Source organism: Frateuria sp. Soil773 (genome assembly GCF_001428405.1).
Classification (GTDB): Bacteria; Pseudomonadota; Gammaproteobacteria; order Xanthomonadales; family Rhodanobacteraceae; genus LMSL01.
In genome coordinates this window covers 443,563-470,329 of sequence record NZ_LMSL01000002.1, presented here as the reverse complement: position 1 = coordinate 470,329, position 26,767 = coordinate 443,563, and the positions used below count along the sequence as shown (strand labels likewise).

The following is a 26,767-nucleotide window of genomic DNA, read 5'->3' as shown; positions in this document are numbered from 1 at the left end:
CCACTGGAGATCCGATTTGAAAACCACCGCTCTCGCTTCCGCCCTTGTCGCCGCCGGCCTGGCCCTGGCCAGCGTATCGGCGTTCGCCGACGTGCCGCCGCCGCAGGACGTGCCGTACAACGGCACCCTGAAGATCAACGTGGACGCCACCGACCTCGCCCATCGCGTGTTCCGCGTGCGCGAGACGATCCCGGCGCAGGCCGGTCCGCTGACCCTGCTGTATCCGGCCTGGCTGCCGGGCCACCACTCGCCGACCGGGCCGATCGACAAGCTGGCCGGGCTGGTGGTGAAGGCCAACGGCCAGGTGCTGCCGTGGACGCGCGATCCGCTCGACGTCTACGCCTTCCACGTCGACGTGCCGCAGGGCGCGACCAGCGTGGAGGCGTACTTCGAGTTCCTGTCGCCGCAGGACACCAAGCAGGGCCGCGTGGTGATGACGCCGGAAATGCTCAACCTGCAGTGGAACACCGTCTCGCTGTACCCGGCCGGCTACTACGCCAAGCGCATCCAGACCGAGGTCAGCGTGACCTACCCGGCCGGCTGGAAGGCCGGCACCGCGCTTGAAGTCGCCTCGCAGAACGGCGCCACGGTGAACTACAAGCCGATCAACTACGACGACCTGGTCGACTCGCCGATCTACGCCGGCAAGTACTTCAAGCAGGTGGACCTGGACCCGGGCGCGAAGGCGCCGGTGCGCATGAACTTCGTCGCCGACGATCCGAAGTACCTGGAGATGAAGCCCGAGCAGATCAAGCCGTTCCGCGAGCTGGTGCAGCAGATGTACAAGATGTACGGCGCGCACCACTACGACCACTACGACTTCCTGGTCTCGCTGAGCGACAAGATGAGCGGCAACGGCCTGGAGCACCACCGCTCCAGCGAGGACGGCGCCAGCGCCGACTTCTTCACCGAGTGGGACAAGAACGCGCTCGGCCGCGACCTGTTCTCGCACGAGTTCAACCATTCCTGGGACGGCAAGTACCGCCGCGGCAAGGACCTCACCACGCCGAACTTCAACGTGCCGATGAGCGACACCCTGCTGTGGGTGTACGAAGGCCAGACCCAGTTCTGGGGCCACGTGATGGCCGCGCGCTCCGGCCTGTGGAACACCGAGCAGGCGCACGACATGTGGGCCTACACCGCCGCCACCTACGACATGAACCGGCCCGGCCTGGCGAGCTGGCGCAACGTGCAGGACACCACCAACGACCCGGTGATCGCCCAGCGCCGCCCGCTGCCGTACCGCAACTACCAGGCCAGCGAGGACTACTACTCGGCCGGCCAGATGATCTGGCTGGACGTGGACGGCAAGCTGCGCGAGCTGAGCGGCAACAAGAAGACCATCGACAACTTCGGCAAGGCGTTCTTCGGCATGGAGAACGGCAAGTGGGACGTCAACACCTACACCTTCGAGGACGTGGTCAAGACGCTCAACGACATCCAGCCGTACGACTGGGCCAAGTACCTGCGCGAGCGCCTTGACGGCCACGGCCCGCTGATCGGCGGCATCGCCTCGCACGGCTGGAAGCTGGTCTACACCGACAAGCCGTCGGCCGCGGTGAAGGCGGTCGAGTCGCGCCGCCACTTCACCGACCTCACCTACTCGCTCGGCGTGTCGGTGGGCAAGGACGGCGACATCGGCGACGTGCGCTGGGACAGCCCCGCCTTCAAGGCCGGCCTGGCGCCGAGCATGAAGATCGTGGCGGTCAACGGCAGGCAGTACTCGGGCGATGCGATCAAGGACGCGGTCACCGCCTCGGCCAAGGACAAGAACGCGCCGGTCGAGTTGCTGGTGAAGAACTTCGACGAGTACAAGACGCTGCGCATCGACTACCACGACGGCCTGAAGTACCCGCACCTGGAGCGCGACAAGAGCAAGCCGGACCACCTGGCCGAGTTGCTCAAGGCGCTCTGATCGCCTTGCTTCCCCTCTCCTCCATCGGGGAGAGGGGAGTCCGGCGGTGTGCGGCAAGCCGTGTTTCGCACTGCATGGGCGCCCGCCGCCAACTCCGCTATACTGCGCGTCCGCCGCGGCCGGATCGCCCTGATCCCCGCGTCGGCCGCAACACCACGCGCCTGTAGCTCAGCCGGATAGAGTAGTGGCTTCCGAAGCCATTGGTCGGGGGTTCGAATCCCTCCAGGCGCGCCAGATTCGAGTCGAACCGAAAGGCCGGACAACCTCGGTATGCCGAGGGTCCGGCTTTTTTGTCGCTCCCGGCAATCCCGTGGGAACCGTTGGGCGGGATGGCGGCGCGCGAGCGCGGAGCCGTTACCTGCTGCCTCAAGCCTGTCGGGTTGTTCCTCGGCTTTTCAGCTTGCGCATGGACTCTCCTTGGGGCTGAATCCGATGCGCGCCATGCACGAGACGATCCAGAATGGCATCCGCGATGGTCGGTTCTCCCAGATAGACATGCCATTCGCTGATCGGTAGTTGTGAGGTGATCGCCACGGAACCGCTTCCGACGCGATCGTCGATCACTTCCAGCAGATCTTGTCGCGTTCCGGCAGATCGATCAGCGGCGGGCGCTGAGGGATGGTCATGGACTCGGTCACGTCGAGTCACGACCGATGCTAGGGCCCAGGAACGCCAGAGGGTAGTCGATAAATTGACCTCATGGACTGTATGTGAGTGTAGACTCCGGCGGGAGGGGTACAAGGAAATTCTGGTATGGGGAAGGGAACAAGGGTTGGCCTGTTCATGGCCGTAGCCGTCAGTATCAGCCAGATCGCGCAAGCACACTTTTTAACGCCGGATCCGGTACCGCCGAAAGCCGGCGACGTCTTCGTCTTCAATCGATACGCCTACGCGAAAAACAACCCGGTGGTCAATATCGATCCGGACGGGCGCTATGCATGCGGCAGCGACAATAAGCAAACATGCACCCAGATCAACGGGTTCGTGAACACGATGCATACGGCCCTGTCCCATCTCAATCCGCACTCGGCCACCTATGCCAAGCTCAGTGCAGTGTCCACGCACATCGGCACCTTGGGGGATGGCAACGGCGTGACGTTAAATGCCGGCACATTCAAGACGGCGGGTGTGATTGCGGTTGCAAACAGTGCGACCACTATGACTATTGATGTGCAAAAGGCATCGACCCTGTCAGCTGCGTTTCGCCAGTACAACCCAGGAAGAAGTGCAAGCAGTTTGGCGCGGGCGTTCGGTGCAGGAGCGATCGCTCATGAAGGGCAACATCAGCTTGATTATTTGAATCCTTCCATGGGGTATCCGACTGATCGTGCGTCCGAGCATGCAACCGAGATGAACGCCTATACCACCGAACTTGGTGTTGCCAAGGGGTTGGGCGTTTCCACTGACCTCTACGCGCCAGGGGCGCTCCAAAAGGACATCGACGCTCGTGTGAACCAAGCCGCGAATGATTCGACGGAGGCCTTTTGCAAGGTCAACGGATGTTAATATCTCGCGCTATAGCAATAGGCTTCCTATGGTTCCTCACCGCGTGCTCAATGAGCTGTCCGGTGATATCCGCCATGGAAGCTAAGACTGTCGTTGCGAAATCGACCGTTTGTCAACTTTACGCCAATCGCCAAGCGAGTCAGGGGGAAATGATTCGCGTCCGCGCCACCGCATGGGTGGCATTACGACATGGGGGAGCTTTGTTGCAAGATCCAGATTGCCCCAAAGTGGCGATTGGGTTTGGATTTGCCGATGACGCAATGACACGGCCTAAAGTGGAGAAGCTGGACCGGGCGATGACCGGTGATGTGATGGATCTGACACCACGCATTTTTGAAGTGCAGGTGATTGGCGTTTTTTCGGCGCCTACCGATTCAGAGCCCACTGGCTCATTTACTGTCCATGACGTCGAATGGTTTGAACAGCGCAAATGATTCGAGCCTTTGGTACGGCTCACGTTACCAAGCGTGCGAGGAGGTTGGGTGTGGCGGCGTTCTGGTTGGCGCCGGGGATCTGGGCACAACCCTACAGGGCTTTTCAAGTTACCAATAGCTTTGGGACCCAAGCTATGACGGTTTGCCAGCTCTATGCCAGTCGTCATTCCCCGCCTATGGGTGAAGTTCGCATCAAGGCTAGGGCACTCATGGGGCCGAGGGATGAAGCCGTCTTTGTGGCCCCGAATTGTCCGCCAAGGACGGCGATTGCGTTTCGATTTGCCGATCATCTTCCGCCAACCTCGAAGGCAGCTCAGTTTGACCGGGCACTGACGGGGGATGTCATGGATTTGTCTCTCCGGGTATTCGATGCCGAAGTCATCGGCACCTACATCGGGGCGTCGGAAACCAGTCCACGCGGTTTGTTCTACGTCGACCACGTCGCTTGGTTCCGAAAACAACTGTCCTCGCAATCCCGATGACAATCCATGCTCGCGAAAGAAGGGCGCATCGTACGATGCATTGGGGGGTGATCGCCTTCATGGCGGCCAGTCCTTGGGGCTGGACTCAGACGCCCGGTACCGTTCCGAGCCCCAACGATCCAAACATCCAAGTCTTGGAGCAATTGGCGAACGCGCAGGATGGCGTGGACTACGCAAAAGTGCAGACCGCCATTGAGCGTGCGGTCAAATCCTCCTTCGACGCGACGGCCTTTAACGCGGAACTGGACAGCTGGGCCAATCTGGTCCGGGCGCGAGTGTCGAAGGGCGCACCTCCCACCGAGGTGATGACGGCACTGGGGCAGGTGATCTACACGCCCGGGCCGTGGAACAACAACCGCCCGTTCTCCTATGACCTGGACGATCCGCTCGGCGCGAAATATCAGAACAAGCTGGTGTCGACGTATCTGCGCACACGTAAGGGCAACTGCGTGTCGATGCCCACACTACTGATCATCTTGGGCCAGAAGCTCGGCCTGAATATGACTCTGAGCCAAGCACCACAGCACGAATTTGCGCGTCTCCAAGATGCCAACGGACGATGGTTCAATATCGAGGCCACCAATCCCGGTTCGCCGCCCGACTCCAAGTACATTAACGAACTGCATGTCACGCCGCTATCGATCCAAAGCGGGATCTACCTGCGGACCACCACGCCACAGGAAACCGTCGCGGCGATGCTCGAACCGCTGGAAGGCATCTACGCGCACACGCGGCCGCCCGGCTATCTGCTCGGCCTGGCGAAGCTAGCGCAGCGGATCGACCCGAAGAATGCGGCGGGATACGTAAATGAGGCGAATGCCTATTTCCTGACTTTGACCCATCGCTACCTGACTCACCACCTGACCCCCGAGGCGTTGCCGCCGATGCAGCGCGCGGATTTTAATGCTCTCTACGGCGCCAATACGCGGGTCATGAACAGGGTGAGGGCGATGGGATGGGCTCCGCCCACGCAGGCCGGCGACAAGGAGTATTTGGAGCGCGTGGATCGCTACAGGTCCGAACACGGCAAATGACTCTCTTGGACCGGTCGCGGTCCAAATGCGCATGAAGCGAGCACTTCCTCCTGGAGTCTCCTATCCCGCGTCTTACCCTCTCGCCAAGCTGGCCTACCTGCGCAGAACCGGCCTGTTGCTCAACACCGGCAGTATGCACAACCAAACCGGATGCCTGATCAGCGGTGACCGGAATCCGCTAACCGGGCCAGGGATCTTCGGCGATGAGCCGGTCCTGACGTAGGCGGCGCTGGCGTCGGCGGGCCCTGCCGATCGGGCCTGCGTGGTCGTGGCGCCGGGGGCGGCCATGGACGGCCGTTCCCGGTGTCCCGCCGGGGCGTGTGTCGTTCGGCCTCCGCATCCGGGGGCGCTTCGCGCAGGCCATTCCGGCGATCCTGCTTTCGCGGCTGGGCGCGGCCTTGGGTCTGGTACGTGCGGCATCGCGCGATGCCGGTTCTGGTGCCTCGATCCTTCCATGCTGCCTCGTCTCGAACGGGCAGGTCTGTTGCGAGGGGGTTTCCGGGCGATACCGCCTACGCCGTAGCGGCGTCGCGCGGGCGCCGCGCAAAGCGGCCTGGGCGGGCGGGGTATAGATGCCTTAAGTCATAGAACGAATGGATTTGTCAAGAGTCTTCATGACGGGAGTATTGTGATTTGCATCACATTATTTCGCCGCAGTCAGGGGACTCCCATGAAGATCCTAGCCCGCCTTCCCGCGACCTGCCTTGCCCTGTTGCTGGCCGCGTGCGCCACCGGCGGCGGGACGGGCGCGCCGCCGGCGATCAGCGCCGATGCGCAGGCGGTGGGCACCTACCGCATCGGCGTGGACGACCAGTTGCAGATCACCGTGTGGCACAACCCGGACCTCAGCGTGAGCGTGCCGGTGCGGCCGGACGGCCGGATCACCGTGCCGCTGATCGGCGACGTGGTGGCCGGCGGCAAGACGCCCGAGGAGGTCTCCACCGAGATCAAGGGCCGGCTGCAGTCGTTCGTGCGCGATCCGCAGGTGGCGGTGATCCTCACCGCCCTGCGCAGCCACGAATACCTGTCCCGCGTGCGGGTGACCGGCGCCGTGCGCAGCCCGATCTCGATCCCCTACCGGCAGGGCATGACCGTGCTCGACGCGGTGCTGGCCGCCGGCGGCACCACCGAATTCGCCGCGCCCGACCGCACCGAGCTGTACCGCAAGGGCGACGGCGGCACCACCGCGTCGTACGCGGTGCGGCTGGAGAAGATCCTCCAGCAGGGCGACCTGGCGAACAACTACCCGGTGCAGCCGGGCGACGTGATCACGGTGCCGCAGCGCACGTTCTGACGCCGGCAGCGGCGAGGGGAGAAGAATGATGAGCGGGGAACTCGTGCCTTTCGGCGACATGCTGCCGGTGCTGGCGAGCGAAGCGAAGCGCCACCGGCTGGCGCTGGCGCTGGCGTTCGCGGCGATCGCGCTGGCCGCGCTGGGCGTCGGCCTGCTGTGGCCGAAGAAATACGAGGCGTCCACCACCATCCTGGCGCAGGAGAGCAGCATCATCACGCCGCTGATGGAGGGGGTCGCCTCGCCGACCGGGAACAAGAACCGCGCCGGCATCGCGCGCGACGTGATCTTCAGCCGCAAGGTGATGGACGAGATCCTCGCCAGCGGCGGCTGGATGGCCACGCACCCGACCCCGGTCGAGCAGGACCGGCTGATCGAAGGCATCAAGGGGCGCACCCAGGTCCAGTTCACGCGCGACAACCTGATCACGATCCGCTATTTCGACTCCGACCCGAAGCGCGCCTTCGCGGTCGCCCGCCGCTTCGCCCAGTTGTTCATCAGCGAAAGCCTGGCCTCCAAGCAGCGCGAGAGCCGCGAGGCGTACGAGTTCATCGACAGCCAGGTGGAGGCCTACCGGCAGAAGCTGACCGACGCCGAGGACAAGCTCAAGCGCTACCGCGAAGCCAACGCCGACGCGCGCCCCGGCAGCGAGACCGACACCAACGCGCGGATCGGGCAGTTGCGCACGCAGATCGAGAACACCCGGATGGACCTGATGGAGAAGCGCTCGCAGGCGGCCTCGCTGGAGGCGCAGTTGTCCGGCGAATCCGAGGTCAACGCGGTGCAGACCACCCAGGGCATCTACCAGACCCAGCTCGCCGAACTGCAGGGCCAGCTCGACAAGCTGCTGCTGACCTACACCGACGAATACCCCGACGTGATCCGCATCCGCCACCAGATGCAGGACCTGCGCCAGCAGCTCGCGCAGTCGGCGCAGCGCCGGCAGGGCGCCGCGCTGGCCGGCGTGCCCGGCGTGCTGGACAGCGGCGTGCAGATGAACCCGCTCTACCAGCAGTTGCGCACCCAGCTCGCCGCCGCGCGCGGCGACATCGCCGCGACCGCGGCGCGGATGGGGGCGAGCGAGTCGATGCTGCAGTCGGAGCTGGAGCGCAGCAAGCGCATCGCCAACTCGGAGAACGTGACCTCCGAGCTGACCCGCGACTACACCGTGAACCGCGACGTCTACCAGGACCTGCTCAAGCGCCGCGAGAACGCGCGCGTGTCGATGAACCTGGACGCCGAGCAGCGCGGGCTCACCTTCCTGATCCAGAACCCCGCGCTGATGCCGCTGACCCCGACCGGCCTGCGCTTCATGCACTTCGGGCTGGCCGGCATCGGCCTGTCCCTGGCGATTCCGCTGGGCCTGCTGTTCGCCATCGCGCGCTTCGACCCGCGCGTGCGCTCGGTGCGGCAACTGGAGCGCGCCACCGGCATGGCGGTGCTGGCGACGATCCCGTTCTACCCCACGCCGCGCGACCGCCGCCACGAGCACCTGAGCAACCTCCTGCTGGTGCTCATCGTCGCGGGCGTGGCCGCGGTCTATCTGACCCTGTTCTGGCTCAGGCTGAAGGGATGACCATGAAGAACCATGACGGTACGAGGGCATTGTCCGAGCGCGTCAGCGACGTGCTGGAGGCGGCGGCGAACGGGTTCGGCCCGCACGCGGGCCATTCGATCGCGCGTATGCACGAGCGCGGCGCGCTGGTGCCGCTGCAGCTCGAGCAGCGGCGGCTGATCCACCGCGAGGATTCGGTGCGCCGGCAGTCCGACGCGTTCCGCGAGATCCGCACGCGCCTGCTCGGGCTCGCCGGCCAGCAGAACTTCGTGACCCTGGTGGTGCCGGTGAGCCCGCGCTCGGGCGGCAGCTTCGTCGCGCGCAACCTGGCGGCGGCATTCGCCTTCGACGAGGCCAAGACCAGCCTGCTGATCGACTGCAACCTGCGCTACCCCAACCAGCAGAAGGCGCTGGGCGTGGACCCGGCCAAGGGCGGCCTGATCGACCTGCTCGAGCACCCGGCGCTGGGCATCGAGCCGATCCTGTACCACACCGGCATCCCGCGCCTGCGCCTGATCCCGGCCGGCCGCGCGCGCGAGAACGGCGGCGAGTACTTCTCCTCGTCGCGCATGCGCACCGTGCTCGACTCGCTGCGCTGCCGCTACCCGGACCGCTACCTGTTCCTCGACGGGCCGGCGATCAAGGGCTCGCCGGACGCCCGCATCCTCTCGGACCTGGCCGATTTCGTGGTGGTGGTGGCCGGCTACGGGCGCGACACGCCGGCGGCGATCAGCCAGGCCGTCGCCAACTTCGAGCCGGACAAGCTGGCCGGCGTGGTGTTCAACAAGGCGGCCTGAAGCGGCGTCAGGCATCGATTTCGACAGCGGTTCAACCATGACCCATCCAGGCGGAGGGAACATGCCGGCATCCATCACGCTCGCTCGCGCCGTGGCGTTCGCGCTCGCCGTCGCGCCGGGCGTGCTGTGCGCGGCGCAGCTCGACTACACCGTGTATGCCGACCTCGAGCACAGCAACAACATCACCCTGAGCCCGAACAACCCGGTCAGCCAGAACGTGCTCACGCCGGGCATCGGCTTCGCCTACCGCCAGCAGGGCTCGGTGCTGCAGGCCAGCGTGGTCGGCAACCTGGAATACCGCGACTACCTCGGCGGCCGCTTCGACAACCAGACGCGCACCCAGCTCGCCGGCCAGGGCAACTGGACGGTGCTGCCGCAGCGGCTGGACTTCAGCGTGGAGGACTACGCCGGCGTGCAGCCGATCGACACGCTGGTGAGCAACGGGCCGAACAACCTGCAGCAGACCAATGTGCTGTCGCTCGGGCCGACCTTGCACCTGCGCTTCGGCAACGCCCTCACCGCGCAGGCCGAGCTGCGCTACATCGACAGCTACGCGTCGAAGGTGGACGAGTTCGATTCCTCGCGCGGGCTGGCCGCGTTCCGGGTGTACCGGGCGCTCGGCCCGACCGCGCAGCTTTCGTTCAACGTCGAGGCGCAGCGCGTGCGCTTCGACAACCACGCCGACCTCGATTTCGACCGCACCGAAGCCTACCTGCGCTACACCAGCAAGCTGGCGCGGTTCGACGCCGACGTGCTGCTGGGCTGGTCGCGGCTGGATTTCTCGCACGCGCCGGACCAGTCCAAGCCGCTGGCGCGGCTGACCCTGGACTGGCGGCCGACGCTGCGCAGCACGTTCACCCTGGCCGGCGTCTACCAGTATTCCGACGCCGCGCAGGACCTGATGCAGCCGCTGGACATGGCCGTCAGCAGCGCCAGCGGCGGCGCGATCGGCACCGGCAACGCGGTGATCAACGCCCAGGTCTACCTGGACCGCCGGGTGGAGGCCACGTACGCCTTCCACGACGAGCGCCTGACCCTGTCGGTGACGCCGATTTACGGCAAGCTGCACTACCTCAACGACCGCACGCTCGACCAGACCAGCCGCGGCGTCGGCATGGGCCTGGCCTACCGGCTGCGGCCCACGCTCACCCTATCGGCCTTCGCCAACGGCGAGCGGATGGACTACAGCCGGCTCGACCGCCGCGACCGCACCATCCGCCTCGGCCTCGACCTGAGCCAGCAGTGGACCCCGCACTGGAGCTGGCACGCCTCGGTGATCCGGCAGCGGCGCAACAGCAACGCGGCGGAGCAGAGCTACCGCGAGACCGAGATCTTCTTCGGCGTGGCGTACCGGCGATGACCCTGATGGCGACGCCACTGGAAGCCGAGCGGCCGCTGTACTTCGGCGAAGGCGGAGAGCTGTTCGGCCTGTACCACGCGCCCGGCGGCCGCGCCGGCAAGGCGGTGCTGCTGTGCGCGCCGCTCGGCCAGGAGCAGATCCGCTGCCACCGGATCTACCGCCAACTGGCCCACGCGCTGGCCGCCGAGGGCATGGCCGTGCTGCGCTTCGACTACTACGGCTGCGGCGATTCGGCCGGCGCCAGCGCCGAGGTGGACTGGCTGCGCTGCATCGCCGACACCCAGGCCGCCGCCGCCGAGCTGCGCCGGCGCAGCTCGGTGGCGCAGGTGGTTGCGTTCGGCGCGCGCCTGGGCGGCAGCATCGCGCTGGAGGCCGCATCGCCGGCCCACTTCGCGGGGCTGGTGCTGTGGGACCCGGTGCTCGACGGCGACGCGTACATCGCCCGGCTCGACGCCTTGCAGGACGAACTGCGGGTGGACCCGAAGCGCTTCGGCGCGCCGCGCCCGCCAGCCGCCGCCGCCGGACAGTGGACGGGCTTCGCCGTGAGCGACCGGCTGCGCCGGCAGCTCGCCGGGCTGCGGCCGGCACCGGTCCCGGTGCCGGCCCTGCTGCTCGATTCGCTGGGCCCCGCCGCGCCGCGCCCGTGGGATCGCCTCGGCCTCGGCGCGGAGCGCGTGCGGACCCTTTCGGCGACGCCGTGGGACGACCTGGCCCGGCTGGAGCAGGCGATCCTGTCGCGCCCGCTGATCCAGGCCGTCGCCAACCACCTGCGGGAGCCGGCGTGATGCGCGAGCAGGCTTTCCGCTTCGGGCGCGCGCATCACCTGGTCGGCATCGCCGGCATGCCGGACAGGCGGCCGGCGAACGTGCCGGAGGCGTTGGAGCCGGTCGGCGTGATCGTTCTGAACGCCGGGCTGGTGCACCGGATCGGGCCGTTCCGCCTGCACGTGGAACTGACCCGCCGGCTCAATGCCTGCGGCTATCCGACGCTGCGCTTCGACCTCTCCACCGTGGGCGACAGCGGCGCCAGCGGCGAATCGCGCACGCGCACCGCGCAGGTGTGCGCCGATGCCGGCGACGCGATGGACCTGCTGCAGCGGCAGGCCGGCTGCAGCCGCTTCGTGCTGGTGGGGCTGTGCTCCGGCGCGCAGAACGCGCATACGGTGGCCTGCACCGATGCGAAGGTGGCCGGCGCGGTGTTCCTCGACGGCTACGCCTACCGCACGGCTGGCTTCCACCTGCGCCACACCCTGCCGAAGCTGGTCGATCCGCGCCGCTGGTGGCGCCTCCTCGCGCGCCGCCGGCAGGTCGCCGCGGCGCGCGGCGAGCCGGTGTTCGCGGTGGAGCGGCTGCCGCGGCCGGTGGTGCGCGCCGACCTCGCCGGCATGCTCGACCGCGGCCTCAGGCTGTGCCTGATCTACAGCGGCGGCATCAATCGCTACTTCAACCACGCCAGCCAGTTCCGCGAGTGCTTCGGGCGGCTGGTCGAGCGCCCCGGCATCTGCACCGCCTTCGACCGCGAGGCCGACCACACCTACGTCCTCGCCGGCGACCGCCAGCGCCTGCTCGACAGCATCGAGCGCTGGCTCACGCTCAATTTCCCGATACCCGGCACGGGCCATTCACCATGAACGAAGTCCTCGTCACCGGCGGCGCCGGCTACATCGGCAGCCACGTGGTCCAGCAACTGGTCGCGCGCGGCGAGCGCGTGGTGGTGATCGACAACCTGAGCACCGGCTTCCGCGAGGCGGTGCGCGGCGCCGAGCTGGTGGTGGGCAACGTCGGCGACGGCGGGCTGGTCGCGCGCGTGCTGGCCGAACGCCGCATCGGCGCGGTGCTGCACTTCGCCGCGCATACCGTGGTGCCCGAGTCGGTGAGCGACCCGCTGAAGTACTACGGCAACAACACCTGCAACACCGAGAACCTGCTCGTCTGCTGCAGCGCGGCCGGCGTGGGGCACTTCATCTTCTCCTCCACCGCCGCGGTCTACGGCGCGGCGGCGGGCGGCGTCGCCGACGAGGACACGCCGACCCGGCCGGCCAACCCGTACGGCGCCTCCAAGCTGATGTCCGAGACCATGCTGCGCGACGTCTGCGCCGCCGGCGCGATGCGGCACGTGATCCTGCGCTACTTCAACGTCGCCGGCTGCGACCCGCAGGGGCGCATCGGCCATTCCACGCCGCACGCCACGCTGCTTATCAAGGTGGCCTGCGAGCACGCGGTGGGCAAGCGCGCCAGCCTGTCGATCTACGGCACCGACTACGACACGCCGGACGGCACCGGCATCCGCGACTACATCCACGTCGAGGACCTGGCGTCGGCGCACCTGCAGGCGCTGGACCACCTGCGCGGCGGCGGCGAGTCGCTCACCCTCAACTGCGGCTACGGCCACGGCTACAGCGTGCGCCAGGTGGTCGACGCGGTGGAGCGCGTCAGCGGCCGGCCGCTGACGGTGGTCGAGCTGCCGCGCCGCGCCGGCGACACGCCGATGCTGATCGCGCGCAGCGAGCGCCTGCAGCAGCGCCTGGGCTGGCAGCCGCGCTACGACAACCTGGACTTCATCGTGCGCACTGCCCTGCTGTGGGAGCTGCAACTGGCGCGGCAGGCCGCGCCGCTGACCTCGGTGGCGTGAATGGGCGGCGGCATGCCCAATCGCATGGCGTGGCCGCATGGCATGGCGCGCCGCCGGATCGCCGCGTTGCGGCGCACGGCCGGAAGCATCGCGGTGCGCGCCCTCGCCTTGGCGGCGTTGGCGCTGGCCGCATTGCCCGCCATCGGCACGGACCGCGACGCAGCGGCGCTGCGCCCGGAGCAGCGCATCGAGCTGCATCGCAACGCCGGCGGCGACGGCACGGCGCAGGTGTCCGTCGGCATCCCGTTTCCGCCGGGCATGCTGCGCGATCCGCGGCTGCTGCGCATCCTCGACGCGTCCGGCACCGAGGTGCCGGCGGCGGTGCAGCCGACCTTGCGCTGGTATGCGAAGGACGGCAGCGTGCGCGCGGTGCGCGTCCAGTTCCGCACCCGGCCGGCCGGCAAGCCGCCGGTCTTCTATTTCGCGCTCGGCCAGCCGCGCCGGCAGGAACTGGCCGGCTGGCCGTACCGCGACGGCCTGGTCGACGGCGGGCACGGCGTGCGGGTGCCGGCGGTGCTGGCGACGCTGACGCCTTCCTGGCTGTGCGCCTCGCTCGTCGCCGGACCGCAGCAACCGGCGGCCGCCGGCGAGGCGCAGGCCGGCTTCGTGTCCACCCAGTTCGAGTGGGCGCGCAAGCTGCCGATCGACGATCCGACCGCGTGGCTGTTCGACCGTCCGTCCACGCTGTTCAAGGCCTACGTCCGCACGGGCCGCTTCGACTACCTGCAGGCGGCCGAGCTCAGCTATCGCTTCTACATGAAGTACATCCGCCGCGACGGCGTGCCGATGAGCCCGGAATGCGCCGGCGGCTGGACCTACAACGGCAAGCCCTGCGACCTGAAGTACCTCTACGTGGAACCGATCCTGCTGGCGCTGGCGCTGACCGGCGACGACGATGCGCACGACGCCGCGACGGTGGACAAGATGATGACGCTTTGGGCGAACGGCGGCTGGAACGCGCCGCCGGGCCCGTACCGCGACCCGCGCCAGGAATTCACCGAGCGTTTCGCCGGGCTCGGCCTGCTGGAAACCGTCAGCGCCTACGAGCTGACCGGCGACAGGCGCTACCTGCAGCGCGTCCGCGATCGCATCGGCTGGCTCGACCAGCACCAGCGCAACAATCCCGACGGGCTCGGCGACGACGGCTCGTGGCGCAACAGCTGGCTGATGCACGAGGGCGCCGACTGGGACCCGGCGCGCGAGGTGCGCGGCAGCTCGCCGTGGATGAGCGAGAACATCGTCGACGGCCTGTGGCATGCGTGGCTGGTGACGCACGATCCGCGCATCCCGCCGATGATCACCGGCTTCGGCCGCTACATGGAGCGCTACGGCTGGATCCGTCCCGGGCAGATGCTCAACCCGCACGGCTGGCGCAACCCGTGCTCGGGCGACGACGGGCAGATCGCCTGGTACTGGTCGTCGGCGCACGCCAGCCAGGCGGCGCTCGACGCGATCCAGGAATCGGAAGGCTGGTACAGCGACGCCCACACGGTGGAACTGGCGCTGCCGGTGGCCGCGGCGCGCTACTTCGAGCGCGATCCGCAGCAGGTCAAGGCGCTGGACCGGCGGCTCGCCGCGATCGCCCATTCCTACAACAAGGCCTGCGCCGTCGATGCCGACACCTTGCGCCGCTTCAACTGGAACAACCGCGGCAGCGGCGTGGTGGCTTGGCTGATCCGGCAGCCGGCGGGCAGCGGCCTGGCCGCGCCGTCCACGCCGAAGGCCTCGCCATGAACCGCCGGATGGCCGTGCTGCGCAGCATCACCCTGGTCTCGGCGGCCACCTATATCGAGTACGCGCTCGGGCTGGTGGTGAGCATCTGGATCGCGCGCACGCTGGGACCGGCCGACTTCGGCCGCTATGCCTTCACGCTGTGGCTGTGCAGTTGGCTGATCACCTGCAGCAACCACGCGCTGACCACCTCCTCGACCAAGTTCATCGCCGAGGCCGACGGCGCCGGTTCGCCGGCACTGGCCGCGCACATCGCGCACCGGCTCAGCCGCTACCAGCACCTGAGCACGCTGCTGGTGGTGGCGCTGTTCGTGGCGGCCACGGCCATCGTGCGGCCCGACGAGTGGCGGGAGTTCCTGTGGCCGGTGACGGCGTACGTGGTGATCGCGGTGGCGGCCAAGGCCAACTACTTCATGCTGGTGGCGATCGAGAAGGGGCAGGAGCGTTTCGAGCCGGCGTCGCTGTCCACCGTGCTGTCGGGCGTGATCGGGATCGGCCTGATCGGCGCGGCCACGCTGGCGCATGCGCCGGTGATCGACTTCATCGCGCTGTTCGCGGTGGCCTGCCTGGTCATGAACCTGATCAACCGGCTGGCCTTCCGCCGCTACTGCCGGCCGCTCGCGCCCGGCCCCATCCCCGCGGAGGTCGGGCGCCGGCTGTCGCGCCACCTGCGGCTGACGGCGGTGCTGGTGCTGCTGATCTCGCTCAAGGCGAGCATGATCGAGGTGTTCCTGCTCAACACCTTCGCCAGCTCCACCGCGGTGGGCTTCTTCGCCATCGCCGCCACGCTGACCCGCGGCGCGGTCGACTTGTTCTCGGTGGGGCTCACCGCGACGCTGCTGCCGTACATGGCCAAGTCGTTCGGCGAGAGCGGCCAGGCCCAGGCGGCCCGCCTGCTGGGCGACGCCACCCGCTTCTACTGGGCGGCGGGCCTGGTCATCGCCGGCGTCGGCCTGGTCACCACGCCCGGCATCGTCACCCTGATGTACGGCCAGAAGTACGTGCTGGCGATCCCGGCGATCGAGGCCACCCTGGTGCTGTCGGGGCTGCTGCTGATCGGCAACAGCATCGCCGCCTTCCAGATCGTGGTGGACCGGCAGGACGATCGCGTGCGCATCTCGGTGATGGCGCTGCTGGTCAATGCCGCGCTCGGCATCGCGCTGATCCCGCCCTTCGGGCTGGCCGGCGCGGTGCTGACCTATGCCGGCACGCGGCTCGCCGAGCTGGGGCTGGCGGTGATGTACCTGCGGCGCGTCACTTCCGGCGGCCTGCCGGTGGCCGCGATGGCGCGCCTGCTGGGCGTGGCGGCGGCGGCCACGGCCGTCGCGTGGCTGGCCGTCGACCTGACGCCCGGCCGCTTCGGCTTCGTCGCGGGCGGCCTGGCGTTCGTCGCGGTGTTCCTGCCGGCCAGCTTCCTGGTGCGCTACTGGAGCGAGGACGACTACCGCCTGATGAGCGCGATAGGCGACCGCCTCGGCCCGCCCGGCCGCACGCTGATGCGCGTGCTCGGCATGCTGCAGGGCGCGCCGGTCAAGCTCGCGCCGTGAACGGCGACGCGCGGTGCGCGTCCGTCAGTCGCCCAGGTTCCAGCGGACGATGTGCGGCATGAAGCCGAACTTGCGCTTGAACCGCTGCAGCGTCGCGGTGGCGCCGTAGTAGCTGCCGTACGCATAGTATCTGACGTGCGGGTAGTCCTTCCCCAGCTGCTCGGCCAGGCCGACGATCAGCATCGGCACGATGCCGTCGTCCTGGTGGTCGGCGTGGCCGTAGATGGTCTGGATCGCGCACAGCTCGCCGGCGACCAGGCAACTGGCGTAGGCGTACAGCCTGCCGTCGCGGAACACGCCGAAGTGCGGGTAGTCGTGCCGGTTCGAGCGCGACGGCGGGTCGCTGATGCTGTTGTCCTGGCGGCTGAGCAGCCTGGCCGGCATCGGCCGGCCCTGGCGCACGTGCGCCGAGCCGAGGATGTCGAGCACCTCGTCGGCATGGGCGTTGTAGTCGAGCCGGCCGAAGACGTAGCCCAGCCGCAGCGACTTCTTGTAGTTGCGCCGCGCGGCGCCCTCGATCGCGCGGAAGTAGTCGTCGAAGCGCGCCGGCAGCGGGCACACGCAGAAGCCGTACTCGTACTGCCGCACCAGCGGGAACTTGCGGTGCCGCCGCGTCGCCTCGCGGTGGAACTCGCGCACGATGCGCTCGAAGAACGGGTCGTTGCCGGCGGTGAGCGCGCATTGCAGGTCGATGGCGAGCCGGGGCAGCCGGCGCGCCTCGGCGACGAGCGCCGCCCACTGCCGCAGCCGGCCGAGCAGGCCGGGGGCTTCGTCGTTCGGGCGCGCGGGGCGCGGGGCGGCTTCGGTATCGGCCTGCATGGCGGGCTCCGGCGGGGGCGGCCGGCGGCCATGCGCCGCGGCGGCCGGGTGGAAGGAGGATGCGTTCATGGCTGCGCGCCCGCTTGCCGGGCCGGCGCCGCGACCGCGCCGGGCGGCGGCAGCGCGTAGTCGCGGTAGTCGTTCGGGTCGCCGGTGCGGCCGGCCTCGGCCGCCTTGATGATGTTGTAGGTCTCGCGCGCGGTGACGTAGTGCAGCACGTAGCGCGCGCCGTCGTTGTAGGCGCGTTCGAGGTGCTCGTGCATCGCATGCGCGGCCCTGCCGAGCAGGGTGTCCATGTCGCGCTCCTGGGTGCCGTGGGTATGCACCTTGACGAACACCCACTCGGGCCGCCCCTCGACGTGGATGCCGGTGCGCACCCAGGCATCCACGCGCGCCGGGGTGGGCGGGCAGGCACGGCGCACGTCGGCGTTCTCGATGCGCGGCACGATGCCGAAGCGCCGCTCGCGCCAGTTCAGCCCGAGCGGCCCCTGCACGATCATCAGGTCGCCGCGGTCCCGGCCGCCGACGCGCACCGGCACGCCGGTGTCGTGCGACTTGGGCCGCAGCGGGTCGTCGGTGGCGTAGTAGATCGCGTTGATCGTGCGCGTCTGCGTGTCGCTCGGCGCCGAGGGCAGGGTGAAGTCGGCGTAGCAGCCCAGCTCGCGCAGCAGGACCAGTTCGTTGTTGAGGCCGCACCAGCGGCCGTCGGCGCGCGAATTGTCAAGGCACCAGTTGCCGTGGATGAAGCCGAAGCGCAACCGGCCGGTGCGCGGGTCGCGCGGCAGCGCGCCGTGGCGCTCGTGCAGCAGCGCGTTGAAGCGGGCGATGGTGGCGCGGAAGTTTTCCTCGGTGTCGTTGTCGTGGTGCAGGTGGATCTCGATCTCGCCGTAGCCCTCGGCGCACAGCGCGGCGAGCTTGTCGAGGTGCTCCTCGAGGTACTCCTCCTCGGGGTAGAAGAAGCTGTGCTGCGGCGGGCGGCCGTCGGCGTCGCGGTGCGCGGCGGCGAGCGCGCGGTAGTCGCGGCACCAGCGGTCCACGCGCGCGCGCTGGGTGGCCAGGTCGACCTTGCCCCAGGCCGGCTCGAAATGGTCGACGAAGCAGAACATCACGTGCACCGGCCCGGCGGGCGGGCGCGGCCGGCGCCGGCGCAGGTAGCCGCCCAGCCACAGGTGCATGTTGCGCGCGCGGACCGCGCGGGCCAGCAGCAGCGCCGCTAGCGCCAGCATCGCCAGGGGAACCAGCAGCAGCGCGCTCATCGGACCGCTCCGCGCGCGGGCACCAGGGTCAGCAGCTGCTGCGCGTTGTTGCGCCACTGGCGCTCGCGCACGATGTAGTCGCGCGCCGCGCCGCCGACGCGACGGCGCTCGTCCGCCTGCGCCACCAGGTCGAGCACGCGTTGCACGCAGGCGTCGGTGCGCCCGCGCGGGAACAGCCAGCCGGTACGGCCGTCGCCGATCACCTCGGCGACCGGCGCGTAGTCCGGCGCGACCACCGCCACGCCCATCGCCATCAGCTCGAACAGCTTCATCGGCGAACCGTAGGCGTTGGAGTTGGGCAGCACCGCGTAGTCCATGCAGGCGATCCAGCCGGCGATCTCGCCGTGCGGAACGCGGCCGGGCAGCAGCACGCGGTCGGCGAGGCCGCGCTCGGCCACCAGGGCGCGCACCGCCGGCAGCGTGCGGCCGTCGCCGATGAAGACCAGGGCCAGTTGCGGCGCCGTTTCGAGCCGGGCGGCGATCGCCTCGACGAAGCCGTCCACGCCGTGCCAGTGCGCGAACGCGCCGACGTGCCCGCACACCACCCGGCCGTCCAGGCCGCGTTCGGCGCGCAGGCGGGCACGGTCGAAGCGGGCCGGGTCGAACTGCACCAGGTCGGCCGCGTTCGGCGAAACCACCGACGGCGCGATCTGGCCGTAGGCGTCGCGGGCCTGGTCGCGGAAGTGGCCGGAGATGAACACCAGGCCGGTGCAGCGGCGCAGGCACCAGCCCTCGATGCGCCGCGCCAGCCGCTTCAGGTGCAGCGGACGCACCCGCTCGACCAGGGCCGAGTCGTTGATCTCCAGCACCAGCGGGATGCCGTGCCGGCGCGCCAGCCATACCGTGGCGAACAGGAACAGCGAATAGCGCTCGTAGATGAGCTGCGGCCGCCAGCGGCGGATCGCCGCGCCCACGCGCAGCAGGGTGAGCAGGTTGTAGCCCAGCTCGAACGCCTCGAACAGCACGCCGGGCAGGCGCGCGAGCAGGCCGGCCAGCCGGCTGCCCGCGGCGGCCTGGCCGGGCGCGGCCGGTTCGCGCTCCGGGTCGGCGCCGGGGAACGACATCACGCGCACCTCGTGGCCAAGCTCGCGCAGCGCATGCACGATGCCGCGGATGTGCACGCCCTCGACCTGCCGGCCGCGCGTGCGGTGGTGGTAGAGCACCCTCATGCCGCGCTCCCGTGTGCGATGGACGGTCGGTATGGCATGCGCGTCATGCGGTGGCCCTCGAAGGTTCGGCCGCCGCGGCGGCCACGTCGGCCAGGATCCGTTCGAGCCGGCCGATGTTGTCGTCCCAGCGGAAGCCGCCCGCGTGCGCGGCGATGCGGGCGCTGTCCCAGGCCCGGCCGGTGGCTTCGAGCAGGGCCACCGACAGCGCGCCGGTGGCGTGCGGCGGCACCAGGATGCCGGCGTAGTCGGGCACCACCTCGGGAATCCCGCCGACCCGGCTGGCGACCACCGGCGTGCCGCAGGACATCGCCTCCAGCAGCACGTTCGGCACGCCTTCGTTGTGGCTGGGCAGGCTGACCAGGTCGGCCGCGCCGAACCAGTCGCCGAGCGCGGCGTGCGGCACCGCGCCGGCCAACTGCACGCGGTCGGCGCAGCCGAGCGCGGCGGCGCGTTCGAGCAGGGCGCCGCGCGCCGGGCCGGCGCCCACGTAGACCAGCCGCGCCCGCGGCCGCACCGCCAGCACCGCGGGAAACGCCTCGAGCAGGTCGAGGCAGCCCTTGCCCGGTTTCAGGTTGCCCACGTACAGCAGCAGCGGCGAGGCTTCGGCGAGGCCCAGCCGCGCGCGCGCCGCGCTGCGCCGGCCGGGCGCGAACAGGGCGTTGTCCACGCCGTTGTAGACCACGTGCACGCGCGCGGCGGGCGTGCCGAGCGCCACCGCCTTGTCGGCCAGCGCGCGGCTCACCGCCACCACCGCGCCGGCGCCGCGCAGGCTGGCGCGGATCTGCGGCCGGCGCAGGGCGTGGCCGGCCTGCACGTTGAGGTCGTTGCCGTGCACCTTCACCACGTAGGGAATGCCCAGCCAGCGCGCCAGCCAGCCGGCGGCGACCGCATCGGGATAGGCCCAGCTCGCCAGCAGGCAGTCGTAGCGCGCCGCGCGCAGGCGGCGGCCGTGCTTCCACAGCAGCGACAGCAGCCAGCACGCGGCGTGCAGCGAGCGGCCGATCCCCGGCGGGTACACGAACACGAAGTGGTCGGCGCGCAGGTGGTCCAGCCGGACCTCGCCGCGCACGCCGCCCAGCCGCTCGCGGAAATCCACCGCGGCCAGCACGTCCACCTCGTGGCGCAGGCCCAGCCGCTCGAACTGCTGGCGGTTGAAGGCGCCGCGCAGCGGGTCCCACGGGGTCGGGAACAGGTTGGTGAGGACCAGGATCTTCATGGCTGCTCCGCCGGGTCCCGGTAGAGGCGGTCGTAGCGCCGCGCCATCGCTTCGAGCGAGCCGTGCCGCTCGACCCAGGCGCGCGCCGACCGCCCCATCGCCTGCGCGCGCGCCGGTTCGCGCAGCAGAGCCAGCAGCGCGTCGGCCAGCGCGGCGGGATCGCGCGGCGGCACCAGCCGGCCGGTGTCGCCGTCGCGCACGATCTCGCCGTTGCCGCCCACGTCGGTCGCCACGATCGGCAGCGCCGCCGCGCAGGCTTCCAGCAGGGCCATCGAGTAGCCCTCGCTCAGCGAGGACAGCGCGAACAGGTCCAGGCCCTGCAGCAGCTCGCGCACGTCGTTGCGGTCGCCGAGGAAATGCACGTTGCCGTCCACGCCTTCGTCGCGCGCGCATCGGGCCAGCTCGGCGCGCAGCTCGCCGTCGCCGATGAGCACAAGCGCGGCCTGCGGCTGCCGCGCGTGCACGCGGCCGAAGGCGCGGATCAGGCCGGCCTGGTCCTTGGCCCAGTTGAGCCGGCCCACGCTGCCGATCAGCCGGGCCGAGGCCGGCAGCGCCAGCAGTTGCAGCAGGCGTTCGCGCATCGCGGCGGAGGCGGTGCCGGACGCCTCCACGCGGATGCCGTTCGGCACCACGCGCGTCTTCGCCGGCGGCAGCATGCCGCGTGCGACCGCGTCGCGCCGCGCCGCCTCGCATACCGCCACCACCGCGCCGGTGCGGGCGAGCGTGCGGCGGTACAGCCATTCGCGCCGCCCCGCGCGCGGGTTGGCGCCCATGCCGTGGCGGGTGTTGATGACCTGCCGCATGCCCAGGCCGCAGCTCGCCAGCACGGCCTGGTAGTGCGCCACCGCGTTGTGGGTGTGCAGCACCTCGGTGGCGTGCGCGCGGATCATCCGCCGCGCCCGCGCCAGCGCGCGCAGGTCCAGCCCCTGCCGCTTGCCGCAGGCGCCGACCGGGATGCCCAGCTCCTCCAGCTCGTGCGCCAGCGCGCCGCGCTCGAACAGGCACACGACGCGGCAGCGGTGGCCCTGCCGCTGCTGCAGCTTGACCAGCTCCAGCACCATCCGCTCGAGGCCGCCGCGGTTGAGGTTCTCGACGACGTGGGTGATGTTCAGGGGAGCGGCGTTCATGGCGCCAGCTCGCACACGGTGACGCGCTGCTTGCCGCTGCGGGTCAGCGGGATGTCGTCGACGAAGTCGCAGTGCAGCTCGACGCTGCCGCCGAGCACCTTGTCCACCTCGCGGCGGATATAGGCCAGCGAGGTGTCGTCGAAGCCGCGGCCGCGCACGATCGACAGCTCGAGCCGGTCGAGCCGGCGCTGCACCAGCCGGAAGCGTTCCAGCCCGGGCACGTCCTTGAGCATGTGCGGGAAGAACTCGCCGGGCAGCAGGTGGCCGGCCGGCGTGCGGATCGCGTCGAGCACGCGGCCGTCGACCCGCGCCAGCCGCGGCAGTCCGCGGCCGCAGGCGCAGGCGCCGTCGGCCGCCGTCGCCATGTCGCCGTTGGCGTAGCGCACGAACGGCATGCCGTAGTTGAACAGGTCGGTGACCACCACCTCGCCGCCCGGCGCGCCGGCCATCGGCCGCAGTTCCACCAGCAGGTGGTCGGCGTTCACGTGCAGCCCCTGGCGATGCTCGCACTCGGAGGCGACCAGCATGAACTCGCGGCAGCCGTAGGTGTTGAAGGCGGGGCAGCCGAAGGCCTGCTCGATGGCCGCGCGCTGGAACTCGTGCAGCGCCTCGGCTGCGCCGATCACCACCTGCGGCCGCCACGGCCGGCGGCCGGTGGCGAGCAGCCATTGCGCCAGCCGCACCAGCGGGCCGACGTAGCCGACGACCACCTGCGGCCGGTAGCGGTCGATCGCGTCGGCGTAGGCGGCCATGTTGGCCTCGCTCATGCGGAAGCTGTCGAGCATGCGCCGCGCGAAGGCCGCGTTGTACAGGCGGTCCTTGAGCCGGTGCGCCCGGCTCGGCTCGCCCACCGCGCCGCCCCAGAGGAACAGCGTGCGCCGCCCCATCCGCGCGCCGGCCCAGCCGTAGCCGCGCCACATCACCGCGGTGCGGCGGTCGTTGCTCTCGCGGTCGAAGCCGAAGCGCAGCGGCTCGCCGGTGGAGCCGCCGGTGGCCTTGGTCGGCAGGCGGCCGCGCCAGGCGTCGGCGGTGAGTTCGTCGAAGTGCCCGCGGATGTCGGCCTTGGTCAGCAGCGGCAGCCTGGCGTAGTCGTCCAGGCTGCGGATGTCCGCCGCGGCAATGCCCAACTCGCGCCAGCGCCGGCGGTAGTACGGCACCTCGCGCTCGCAGTGTTCGAGCAGCCGCTTGAGCCGTCGCCATTGCAGGGCGGCGATCTGCTCCGGCGCCAGCCACTGGTCCCGCTGGTAGGAGTCGAGATGATCCAGGGTATGGCGCCGGCGCAGACCGGTCTCGTAGGCCGGATACAGCACGCGGCGGAAAAGCGTCTCGTACCAGCCGTTCATGGCATGGCCCCCTGTTCCGTGGCCGGGCGGCAGTGCTTGGCGGCGCGGGCGTTCATTCGGTGCGCAACAGCACGGCGACCAGCACGTACAGCCCGGCGATGCCGCCCACCGTCGCCGGCACCCAGCGCCACCAGTCGGCCGACAGCCGGAAGGACGGCAGCGCGGGATGGCGCTGCTGCGCGCCGATGTAGTGGCCGGCCACCACCGCGGTGAGCAGGTACAGCACGATCATGTAGCTGCGGCTGAGGAAGAACGCCGCGGCGAACAGCCCGCACAGCGACAGCAGCAGGGCCAGCGCGATCGCGCGGTCCTCGCGCCAGGCGGCCGCCTGGGGGCTCTCCTGCGCCTGTTCCGGACCGGGCGCGGGGGCGTGGCGCAGCAGCGCCAGCATCATCCAGAAGCTGTAGCCGACGAAGGCCAGCCACAGCATGAAGCCGACGAAGCCGGTCTCGGCCAGCACCAGCACGAACGAGTTGTGCGCGGTCAGCTCGTTGTACTCGGTGAAGTTGCCGGCGCCCACGCCGAACAGCGGGTGCGAGGAGAACATGTGCAGGCCCGAGTACCACGCGTCCACCCGCCCGGACGCCGACTCCTCGCCGGCGTCCAGCTCCTGCATGCGCGAGGACAGCAGCTTCATGCAGGCCAGCCCGGCCACGCCGAGCGTGCCGGCGGCGAGCGCGCCGCGCCGGTGCCAGACGTAGACGCCGGCGACCACCAGCACGGCGAGCATGGCGCCGCGCGAATTGGTCAGGTAGGTGCCGTAGAGCAGCAGCAGCGCGCCGGCGCGCCAGAACAGCCGCGCCGCGCCGTGGCTGCGCGCGCCGAGGAACACCGCCATCGGCACGGTCGCGGCGAACAGCAGGCCGAGGTCGTTGGGGTCGTTGAAGATGCCCACGTACTGGATGCGCCCGTCGTCGCCGATCGGCACGCCGGTCCAGCCCATCCCGGTCCTGGCCTGCTCGACCCCGTGCACGGCCAGCACCATCGAGCACAGCACGAACACCGCCATCGTCACGACGACGCGCCGCGCGCTGGTGCAGCAGGCGGCCAGCACGAAGAAGGCGGCCACCGCCGGGCCGAACTTCGCCAACTGGTCCAGCGCGCCGCCGGTCCAGCCGTTGGTCGCCTGCGACAGCATCAGCACCAGCAGGAACGCCGGCAGGATCAGGAACTGCGGCGCCGCGAGGCGCCTGGCGCCGGCGCCGAGCCAGCAGGCGAAGGCCAGCCCCAGCACCGCCGGCAGCAGCGGCACGCCGGCCAGCCCCGGCAGGTAGTCCTGCGGCCGCACGATGGTCAGCACCAGGTAGAGCAGGATCAGCGGGAACATGCGGGCACCCGTGCGGGCTCGTTCGCGCGGCTGGCGGTGGGGTAGCTCATCAGGCTGGGCAGGGTCAGCATCGCGGCGAACCAGCCCGGCCCCATGCCGCGCTCGACCGGCAGGCGCTGCAACGCGTAGCGGTTCGCCGCCGGCTGCGGGTTGGTGCCGCAGATGTAGCAGACCGCGAGTTGGAAGCCGGCGGCCATGGTCGCCCCGATCACGCGGTCGTCGAATGCGCGGTCGCCGCCGACCGGGTAGGACATCAGCAGCGGCATCGGGCCGAGCTCGCGTTCCAGGCTGGCGCGCGACTGGCGCACCTCCTCCTCCATCTCCGCCGGCGGCAGCTTGGCGAGCATGCGGTGGTGCACGCCGTGCGAGCCGATCTCGAAGCCGGCGGCGCGCATCTCGCGCAACTGCGTCCAGGTCATCGGGCGGCATTCGGGCGGCGCGGCGTCGCCGGGCATCTGCCACTCGTGCTCCAGCCGCGCGATCAGCGCCGACTGCGCGCGCGCGTCGATGTCCTTCATCTGCAGCAGCACGTTGCCGGCCAGCGCGCGGCGCTCGGCCCGCGCCGCCGGCAGCGGCACGTCCAGGCCCAGCTCGGGCAGCACCAGGCGCGGCGCGCCGGTGCGCAGGATCATGTGCACCAGCCAGTCGTAGGCGAACGGGCGGCCGCTGTCGATGTGCCCGGTGGAGACGAAGAAGGTGGCCGGGATGCCCAGCTCGTGCAGGATCGGGTAGGCGATCCGGTAGTTGTCGTCGTAGCCGTCGTCGAAGGTCACCGCCACCGCATCGGCCGGCAGGGCGTCGCCGGCTTCCAGCGCGGCGGCCACGTCGGTCAGGCGCATCGGCTGGAAGCGCTGCTTGAGCAGCTTCATCTGTTCGCGGAAACGCTCGGGCGAGGCGCTTATCAGCTCCAGGTCGAAGTCGTAGGACTGCGGGTCGGGCAACGGCATCACCCGGTGGTAGGCGAGGATGCGCAGGTCCTTCTGCCACCACGCGCGCATCCGCTGCAGCGAGTGCAGCAACCCGCTGCCGTAGCACAGCTCGCCCAACTGGCCGCGGATGCCGGCGGCCCTGCCGCGGTCTTGCGTCCGGATCACCATAGATGCAGTCCCCTGTTGCGGGCGAAGGCGACCAGCGCCTGCGCGGCGAAAAGGTTGAGGTGGAAGAAGGCCACCGCCAGCCGCACCGGCAGCCAGCGCCCGATCCGCGGGCGCACGCGCTCGGCCAGCACCAGCGCCGCGCCGAGCAGCAGCAGCGACAGCAGCGCGAGGTAGGCCGGGCGGTGCACGCCCAGCGCCGCGCTGGACAGCGCCAGCAGCACCAGCAGCCAGGGCGCCAGCAGGCGCAGCAGCTTGTGGCTGACGAAGCGGAACCACAGCGGGTTGCGCCACGGCGACAGCAGCCAGGGCGCGAGCTGCACCAGCTGGTAGTTGCCGGCGAGCGTGCGGATCTTGCGCTGGCGCTCCTGCGCCGGCTGCTGCGAGGGCTGGTCCCAGGCCACCGCGCGCGGCTCGAACACCACCCGGTGGCCGGCGGCGGCCACCCGCATCGGGACCAGCACGTCGTCCAGCACGGTGCCCAGCGGCAGCGGCCGGAACAGGGCGCGGTGCATCGCGTACAGCGCGCCGGTGACGCCGACGGTGGAGCCGGAGCGGCTTTCGGCGCGGCGGATCAGCTTCTCGTAGCGCCAGTACGCGTCGACGCCCTGGGCGAAGCCGGTGCGCGCGTTCTCCAGTTGCAGTTCGCCGCTGACCGCGCCCACCGCGGGATCGGCCAGGTTGGCGACCAGCGCGCGCAGCGCGGTCGGCGACAGCTTCTGGCGCACGTCGGTGAACAGCAGCACGTCGCCGTGGGCGGTGGCGACGGCGCCGTTGAGGCAGGCGGCCTTGCCGCGGCGCTCGGTGAATTCGAGCACGCGCAGGCGCGGGTCGCCGAAGCGGCGGGCCAGCCCGGCGGTGGCGTCGTGGCAGCCGTCGCAGGCCAGCACGATCTCGATCTTTTCGCGCGGGTAGTCCAGGTGTTGCAGGTTGCGCAGCTTGGCGGTGATGTGCGCGGCGGCGTCGTGCGCGGCGATCACCACCGTCACCGTCGGCGTCGCCGCCTGCGTGCGCACCGGCCGCGGGCAGACGCGCGCCAGCAGCCACATGCACAGCGGGTAGCCGACGAAGACGTGCGCCAGCAGCAGCACGCAGCCCCAGCAGGCAAGGAGGGCCAGGGTGGTCATCGCGGT

General features: G+C 70.0%; 24 protein-coding genes and 1 tRNA gene. 15 read left to right on the top strand and 10 right to left on the bottom strand.

Features of this window, described 5'->3' with window-relative positions:
• Positions 1 to 16: 16 nt before the first annotated feature.
• Both ASG87_RS02060 and ASG87_RS02055 read left to right on the top strand, forming a co-directional pair.
• Complete coding sequence (locus tag ASG87_RS02060) at positions 17 to 1,915, top strand: M61 family metallopeptidase (protein ID WP_055999990.1); 1,899 nt, start codon at positions 17 to 19, stop codon at positions 1,913 to 1,915.
• Between the two features lie 157 nt (positions 1,916 to 2,072).
• Positions 2,073 to 2,149: transfer RNA gene (locus ASG87_RS02055), tRNA-Arg, on the top strand.
• A gap of 132 nt (positions 2,150 to 2,281) precedes the next feature.
• Here the strand turns inward: ASG87_RS02055 and ASG87_RS20390 are convergent.
• Positions 2,282 to 2,563 carry an ATP-binding protein gene (locus tag ASG87_RS20390; RefSeq protein WP_326937872.1) on the bottom strand — a complete coding sequence of 94 codons (282 nt, stop codon included), beginning with the start codon at positions 2,561 to 2,563 and terminating at the stop codon, positions 2,282 to 2,284.
• 135 nt (positions 2,564 to 2,698) lie between these two features.
• Between ASG87_RS20390 and ASG87_RS19750 the strand changes: the two genes are divergently transcribed.
• From ASG87_RS19750 to ASG87_RS02005, 13 genes are all read left to right on the top strand, one after another.
• Complete coding sequence (locus ASG87_RS19750) at positions 2,699 to 3,421, top strand: hypothetical protein (protein ID WP_157510837.1); 723 nt, start codon at positions 2,699 to 2,701, stop codon at positions 3,419 to 3,421.
• 74 nt (positions 3,422 to 3,495) lie between these two features.
• The gene (locus ASG87_RS19745; protein WP_157510836.1) at positions 3,496 to 3,855 is read left to right on the top strand and encodes a hypothetical protein; all 360 of its coding nucleotides are present in this window, start codon (positions 3,496 to 3,498) and stop codon (positions 3,853 to 3,855) included.
• A 50-nt stretch (positions 3,856 to 3,905) separates the two neighbouring features.
• The gene (locus ASG87_RS20740; RefSeq protein ID WP_162258294.1) at positions 3,906 to 4,337 is read left to right on the top strand and encodes a hypothetical protein; all 432 of its coding nucleotides are present in this window, start codon (positions 3,906 to 3,908) and stop codon (positions 4,335 to 4,337) included.
• 47 nt (positions 4,338 to 4,384) lie between these two features.
• Positions 4,385 to 5,371 (top strand): transglutaminase family protein, encoded by a 987-nt coding sequence (locus ASG87_RS02050; RefSeq protein WP_162258293.1) that lies wholly within the window; start codon positions 4,385 to 4,387, stop codon positions 5,369 to 5,371.
• Positions 5,372 to 6,041: 670 nt separating this feature from the next.
• Positions 6,042 to 6,665: an XrtA/PEP-CTERM system exopolysaccharide export protein gene (locus ASG87_RS02045; RefSeq protein ID WP_082582683.1), complete on the top strand. Its 624-nt coding sequence runs from the start codon at positions 6,042 to 6,044 to the stop codon at positions 6,663 to 6,665.
• Positions 6,666 to 6,693: 28 nt separating this feature from the next.
• A complete protein-coding gene (locus tag ASG87_RS02040) occupies positions 6,694 to 8,238 on the top strand; it encodes an XrtA system polysaccharide chain length determinant (protein ID WP_056000278.1) in 1,545 nt (514 codons plus the stop codon).
• Positions 8,239 to 8,240: 2 nt separating this feature from the next.
• Positions 8,241 to 9,014, top strand: a complete 774-nt coding sequence (locus ASG87_RS02035; RefSeq protein ID WP_235499542.1) for a polysaccharide biosynthesis protein — start codon at positions 8,241 to 8,243, stop codon at positions 9,012 to 9,014.
• Positions 9,015 to 9,075: 61 nt separating this feature from the next.
• The gene (locus ASG87_RS02030; RefSeq protein ID WP_055999982.1) at positions 9,076 to 10,374 is read left to right on the top strand and encodes an outer membrane beta-barrel protein; all 1,299 of its coding nucleotides are present in this window, start codon (positions 9,076 to 9,078) and stop codon (positions 10,372 to 10,374) included.
• A gap of 5 nt (positions 10,375 to 10,379) precedes the next feature.
• A complete protein-coding gene (locus tag ASG87_RS02025) occupies positions 10,380 to 11,159 on the top strand; it encodes an alpha/beta fold hydrolase (RefSeq protein ID WP_162258292.1) in 780 nt (259 codons plus the stop codon).
• Complete coding sequence (locus tag ASG87_RS02020) at positions 11,159 to 12,004, top strand: alpha/beta hydrolase (protein ID WP_055999976.1); 846 nt, start codon at positions 11,159 to 11,161, stop codon at positions 12,002 to 12,004. The genes ASG87_RS02025 and ASG87_RS02020 overlap by 1 nt, the downstream gene beginning before the upstream one ends.
• On the top strand, positions 12,001 to 13,005 hold the full coding sequence (galE, locus tag ASG87_RS02015; RefSeq protein WP_055999975.1) for a UDP-glucose 4-epimerase GalE: 1,005 nt from the start codon (positions 12,001 to 12,003) through the stop codon (positions 13,003 to 13,005). Before ASG87_RS02020 ends, galE begins: the two co-directional genes overlap by 4 nt.
• 24 nt (positions 13,006 to 13,029) lie before the next feature.
• A complete protein-coding gene (locus tag ASG87_RS02010; protein ID WP_235499541.1) occupies positions 13,030 to 14,739 on the top strand; it encodes a hypothetical protein in 1,710 nt (569 codons plus the stop codon).
• Positions 14,736 to 16,283, top strand: a complete 1,548-nt coding sequence (locus tag ASG87_RS02005) for an oligosaccharide flippase family protein (RefSeq protein WP_157510834.1) — start codon at positions 14,736 to 14,738, stop codon at positions 16,281 to 16,283. Before ASG87_RS02010 ends, ASG87_RS02005 begins: the two co-directional genes overlap by 4 nt.
• 24 nt (positions 16,284 to 16,307) lie before the next feature.
• Here the strand turns inward: ASG87_RS02005 and ASG87_RS02000 are convergent, their stop codons facing one another.
• From ASG87_RS02000 to ASG87_RS01960, 9 genes are all read right to left on the bottom strand, one after another.
• Complete coding sequence (locus ASG87_RS02000; protein ID WP_055999971.1) at positions 16,308 to 17,102, bottom strand: hypothetical protein; 795 nt, start codon at positions 17,100 to 17,102, stop codon at positions 16,308 to 16,310.
• Positions 17,103 to 17,167: 65 nt separating this feature from the next.
• The gene (locus tag ASG87_RS01995; RefSeq protein ID WP_055999968.1) at positions 17,168 to 18,358 is read right to left on the bottom strand and encodes a hypothetical protein; all 1,191 of its coding nucleotides are present in this window, start codon (positions 18,356 to 18,358) and stop codon (positions 17,168 to 17,170) included.
• Positions 18,355 to 19,527 carry a glycosyltransferase family 4 protein gene (locus ASG87_RS01990; RefSeq protein WP_055999965.1) on the bottom strand — a complete coding sequence of 391 codons (1,173 nt, stop codon included), beginning with the start codon at positions 19,525 to 19,527 and terminating at the stop codon, positions 18,355 to 18,357. Before ASG87_RS01990 ends, ASG87_RS01995 begins: the two co-directional genes overlap by 4 nt.
• 43 nt (positions 19,528 to 19,570) lie before the next feature.
• Entirely contained in the window at positions 19,571 to 20,743 is a 1,173-nt protein-coding gene (locus ASG87_RS01985) for a glycosyltransferase (RefSeq protein WP_055999962.1), read from the bottom strand.
• Entirely contained in the window at positions 20,740 to 21,870 is a 1,131-nt protein-coding gene (locus tag ASG87_RS01980) for a glycosyltransferase (RefSeq protein ID WP_235499540.1), read from the bottom strand. The genes ASG87_RS01985 and ASG87_RS01980 overlap by 4 nt, the downstream gene beginning before the upstream one ends.
• Positions 21,867 to 23,213, bottom strand: a complete 1,347-nt coding sequence (locus ASG87_RS01975; RefSeq protein WP_055999959.1) for a phenylacetate--CoA ligase family protein — start codon at positions 23,211 to 23,213, stop codon at positions 21,867 to 21,869. Before ASG87_RS01975 ends, ASG87_RS01980 begins: the two co-directional genes overlap by 4 nt.
• 52 nt (positions 23,214 to 23,265) lie before the next feature.
• Positions 23,266 to 24,540, bottom strand: coding sequence for an O-antigen ligase family protein (locus ASG87_RS01970; RefSeq protein WP_055999956.1), 1,275 nt, complete (start codon positions 24,538 to 24,540; stop codon positions 23,266 to 23,268).
• The gene (locus ASG87_RS01965) at positions 24,528 to 25,634 is read right to left on the bottom strand and encodes a polysaccharide deacetylase family protein (protein WP_235499539.1); all 1,107 of its coding nucleotides are present in this window, start codon (positions 25,632 to 25,634) and stop codon (positions 24,528 to 24,530) included. The genes ASG87_RS01970 and ASG87_RS01965 overlap by 13 nt, the downstream gene beginning before the upstream one ends.
• Positions 25,631 to 26,761 carry a glycosyltransferase family 2 protein gene (locus tag ASG87_RS01960; RefSeq protein ID WP_055999953.1) on the bottom strand — a complete coding sequence of 377 codons (1,131 nt, stop codon included), beginning with the start codon at positions 26,759 to 26,761 and terminating at the stop codon, positions 25,631 to 25,633. Before ASG87_RS01960 ends, ASG87_RS01965 begins: the two co-directional genes overlap by 4 nt.
• Positions 26,762 to 26,767: the final 6 nt, after the last annotated feature.

Coding starts and splice junctions, on each gene's coding strand:
- ASG87_RS19750 (WP_157510837.1), top strand. CDS start 2,699: ATGGCCGTAGCCGTCAGTATCAGCCAGATCGCGCAAGCACACTTTTTA.
- ASG87_RS19745 (WP_157510836.1), top strand. CDS start 3,496: ATGGAAGCTAAGACTGTCGTTGCGAAATCGACCGTTTGTCAACTTTAC.
- ASG87_RS02045 (WP_082582683.1), top strand. CDS start 6,042: ATGAAGATCCTAGCCCGCCTTCCCGCGACCTGCCTTGCCCTGTTGCTG.
- ASG87_RS02040 (WP_056000278.1), top strand. CDS start 6,694: ATGAGCGGGGAACTCGTGCCTTTCGGCGACATGCTGCCGGTGCTGGCG.
- ASG87_RS02035 (WP_235499542.1), top strand. CDS start 8,241: ATGAAGAACCATGACGGTACGAGGGCATTGTCCGAGCGCGTCAGCGAC.
- ASG87_RS02030 (WP_055999982.1), top strand. CDS start 9,076: ATGCCGGCATCCATCACGCTCGCTCGCGCCGTGGCGTTCGCGCTCGCC.
- ASG87_RS02025 (WP_162258292.1), top strand. CDS start 10,380: ATGGCGACGCCACTGGAAGCCGAGCGGCCGCTGTACTTCGGCGAAGGC.
- ASG87_RS02020 (WP_055999976.1), top strand. CDS start 11,159: ATGCGCGAGCAGGCTTTCCGCTTCGGGCGCGCGCATCACCTGGTCGGC.
- galE (WP_055999975.1), top strand. CDS start 12,001: ATGAACGAAGTCCTCGTCACCGGCGGCGCCGGCTACATCGGCAGCCAC.
- ASG87_RS02010 (WP_235499541.1), top strand. CDS start 13,030: ATGGCGTGGCCGCATGGCATGGCGCGCCGCCGGATCGCCGCGTTGCGG.
- ASG87_RS02005 (WP_157510834.1), top strand. CDS start 14,736: ATGAACCGCCGGATGGCCGTGCTGCGCAGCATCACCCTGGTCTCGGCG.
- ASG87_RS02000 (WP_055999971.1), bottom strand. CDS start 17,102: ATGCAGGCCGATACCGAAGCCGCCCCGCGCCCCGCGCGCCCGAACGAC.
- ASG87_RS01995 (WP_055999968.1), bottom strand. CDS start 18,358: ATGAGCGCGCTGCTGCTGGTTCCCCTGGCGATGCTGGCGCTAGCGGCG.
- ASG87_RS01990 (WP_055999965.1), bottom strand. CDS start 19,527: ATGAGGGTGCTCTACCACCACCGCACGCGCGGCCGGCAGGTCGAGGGC.
- ASG87_RS01985 (WP_055999962.1), bottom strand. CDS start 20,743: ATGAAGATCCTGGTCCTCACCAACCTGTTCCCGACCCCGTGGGACCCG.
- ASG87_RS01980 (WP_235499540.1), bottom strand. CDS start 21,870: ATGAACGCCGCTCCCCTGAACATCACCCACGTCGTCGAGAACCTCAAC.
- ASG87_RS01975 (WP_055999959.1), bottom strand. CDS start 23,213: ATGAACGGCTGGTACGAGACGCTTTTCCGCCGCGTGCTGTATCCGGCC.
- ASG87_RS01970 (WP_055999956.1), bottom strand. CDS start 24,540: ATGTTCCCGCTGATCCTGCTCTACCTGGTGCTGACCATCGTGCGGCCG.
- ASG87_RS01960 (WP_055999953.1), bottom strand. CDS start 26,761: ATGACCACCCTGGCCCTCCTTGCCTGCTGGGGCTGCGTGCTGCTGCTG.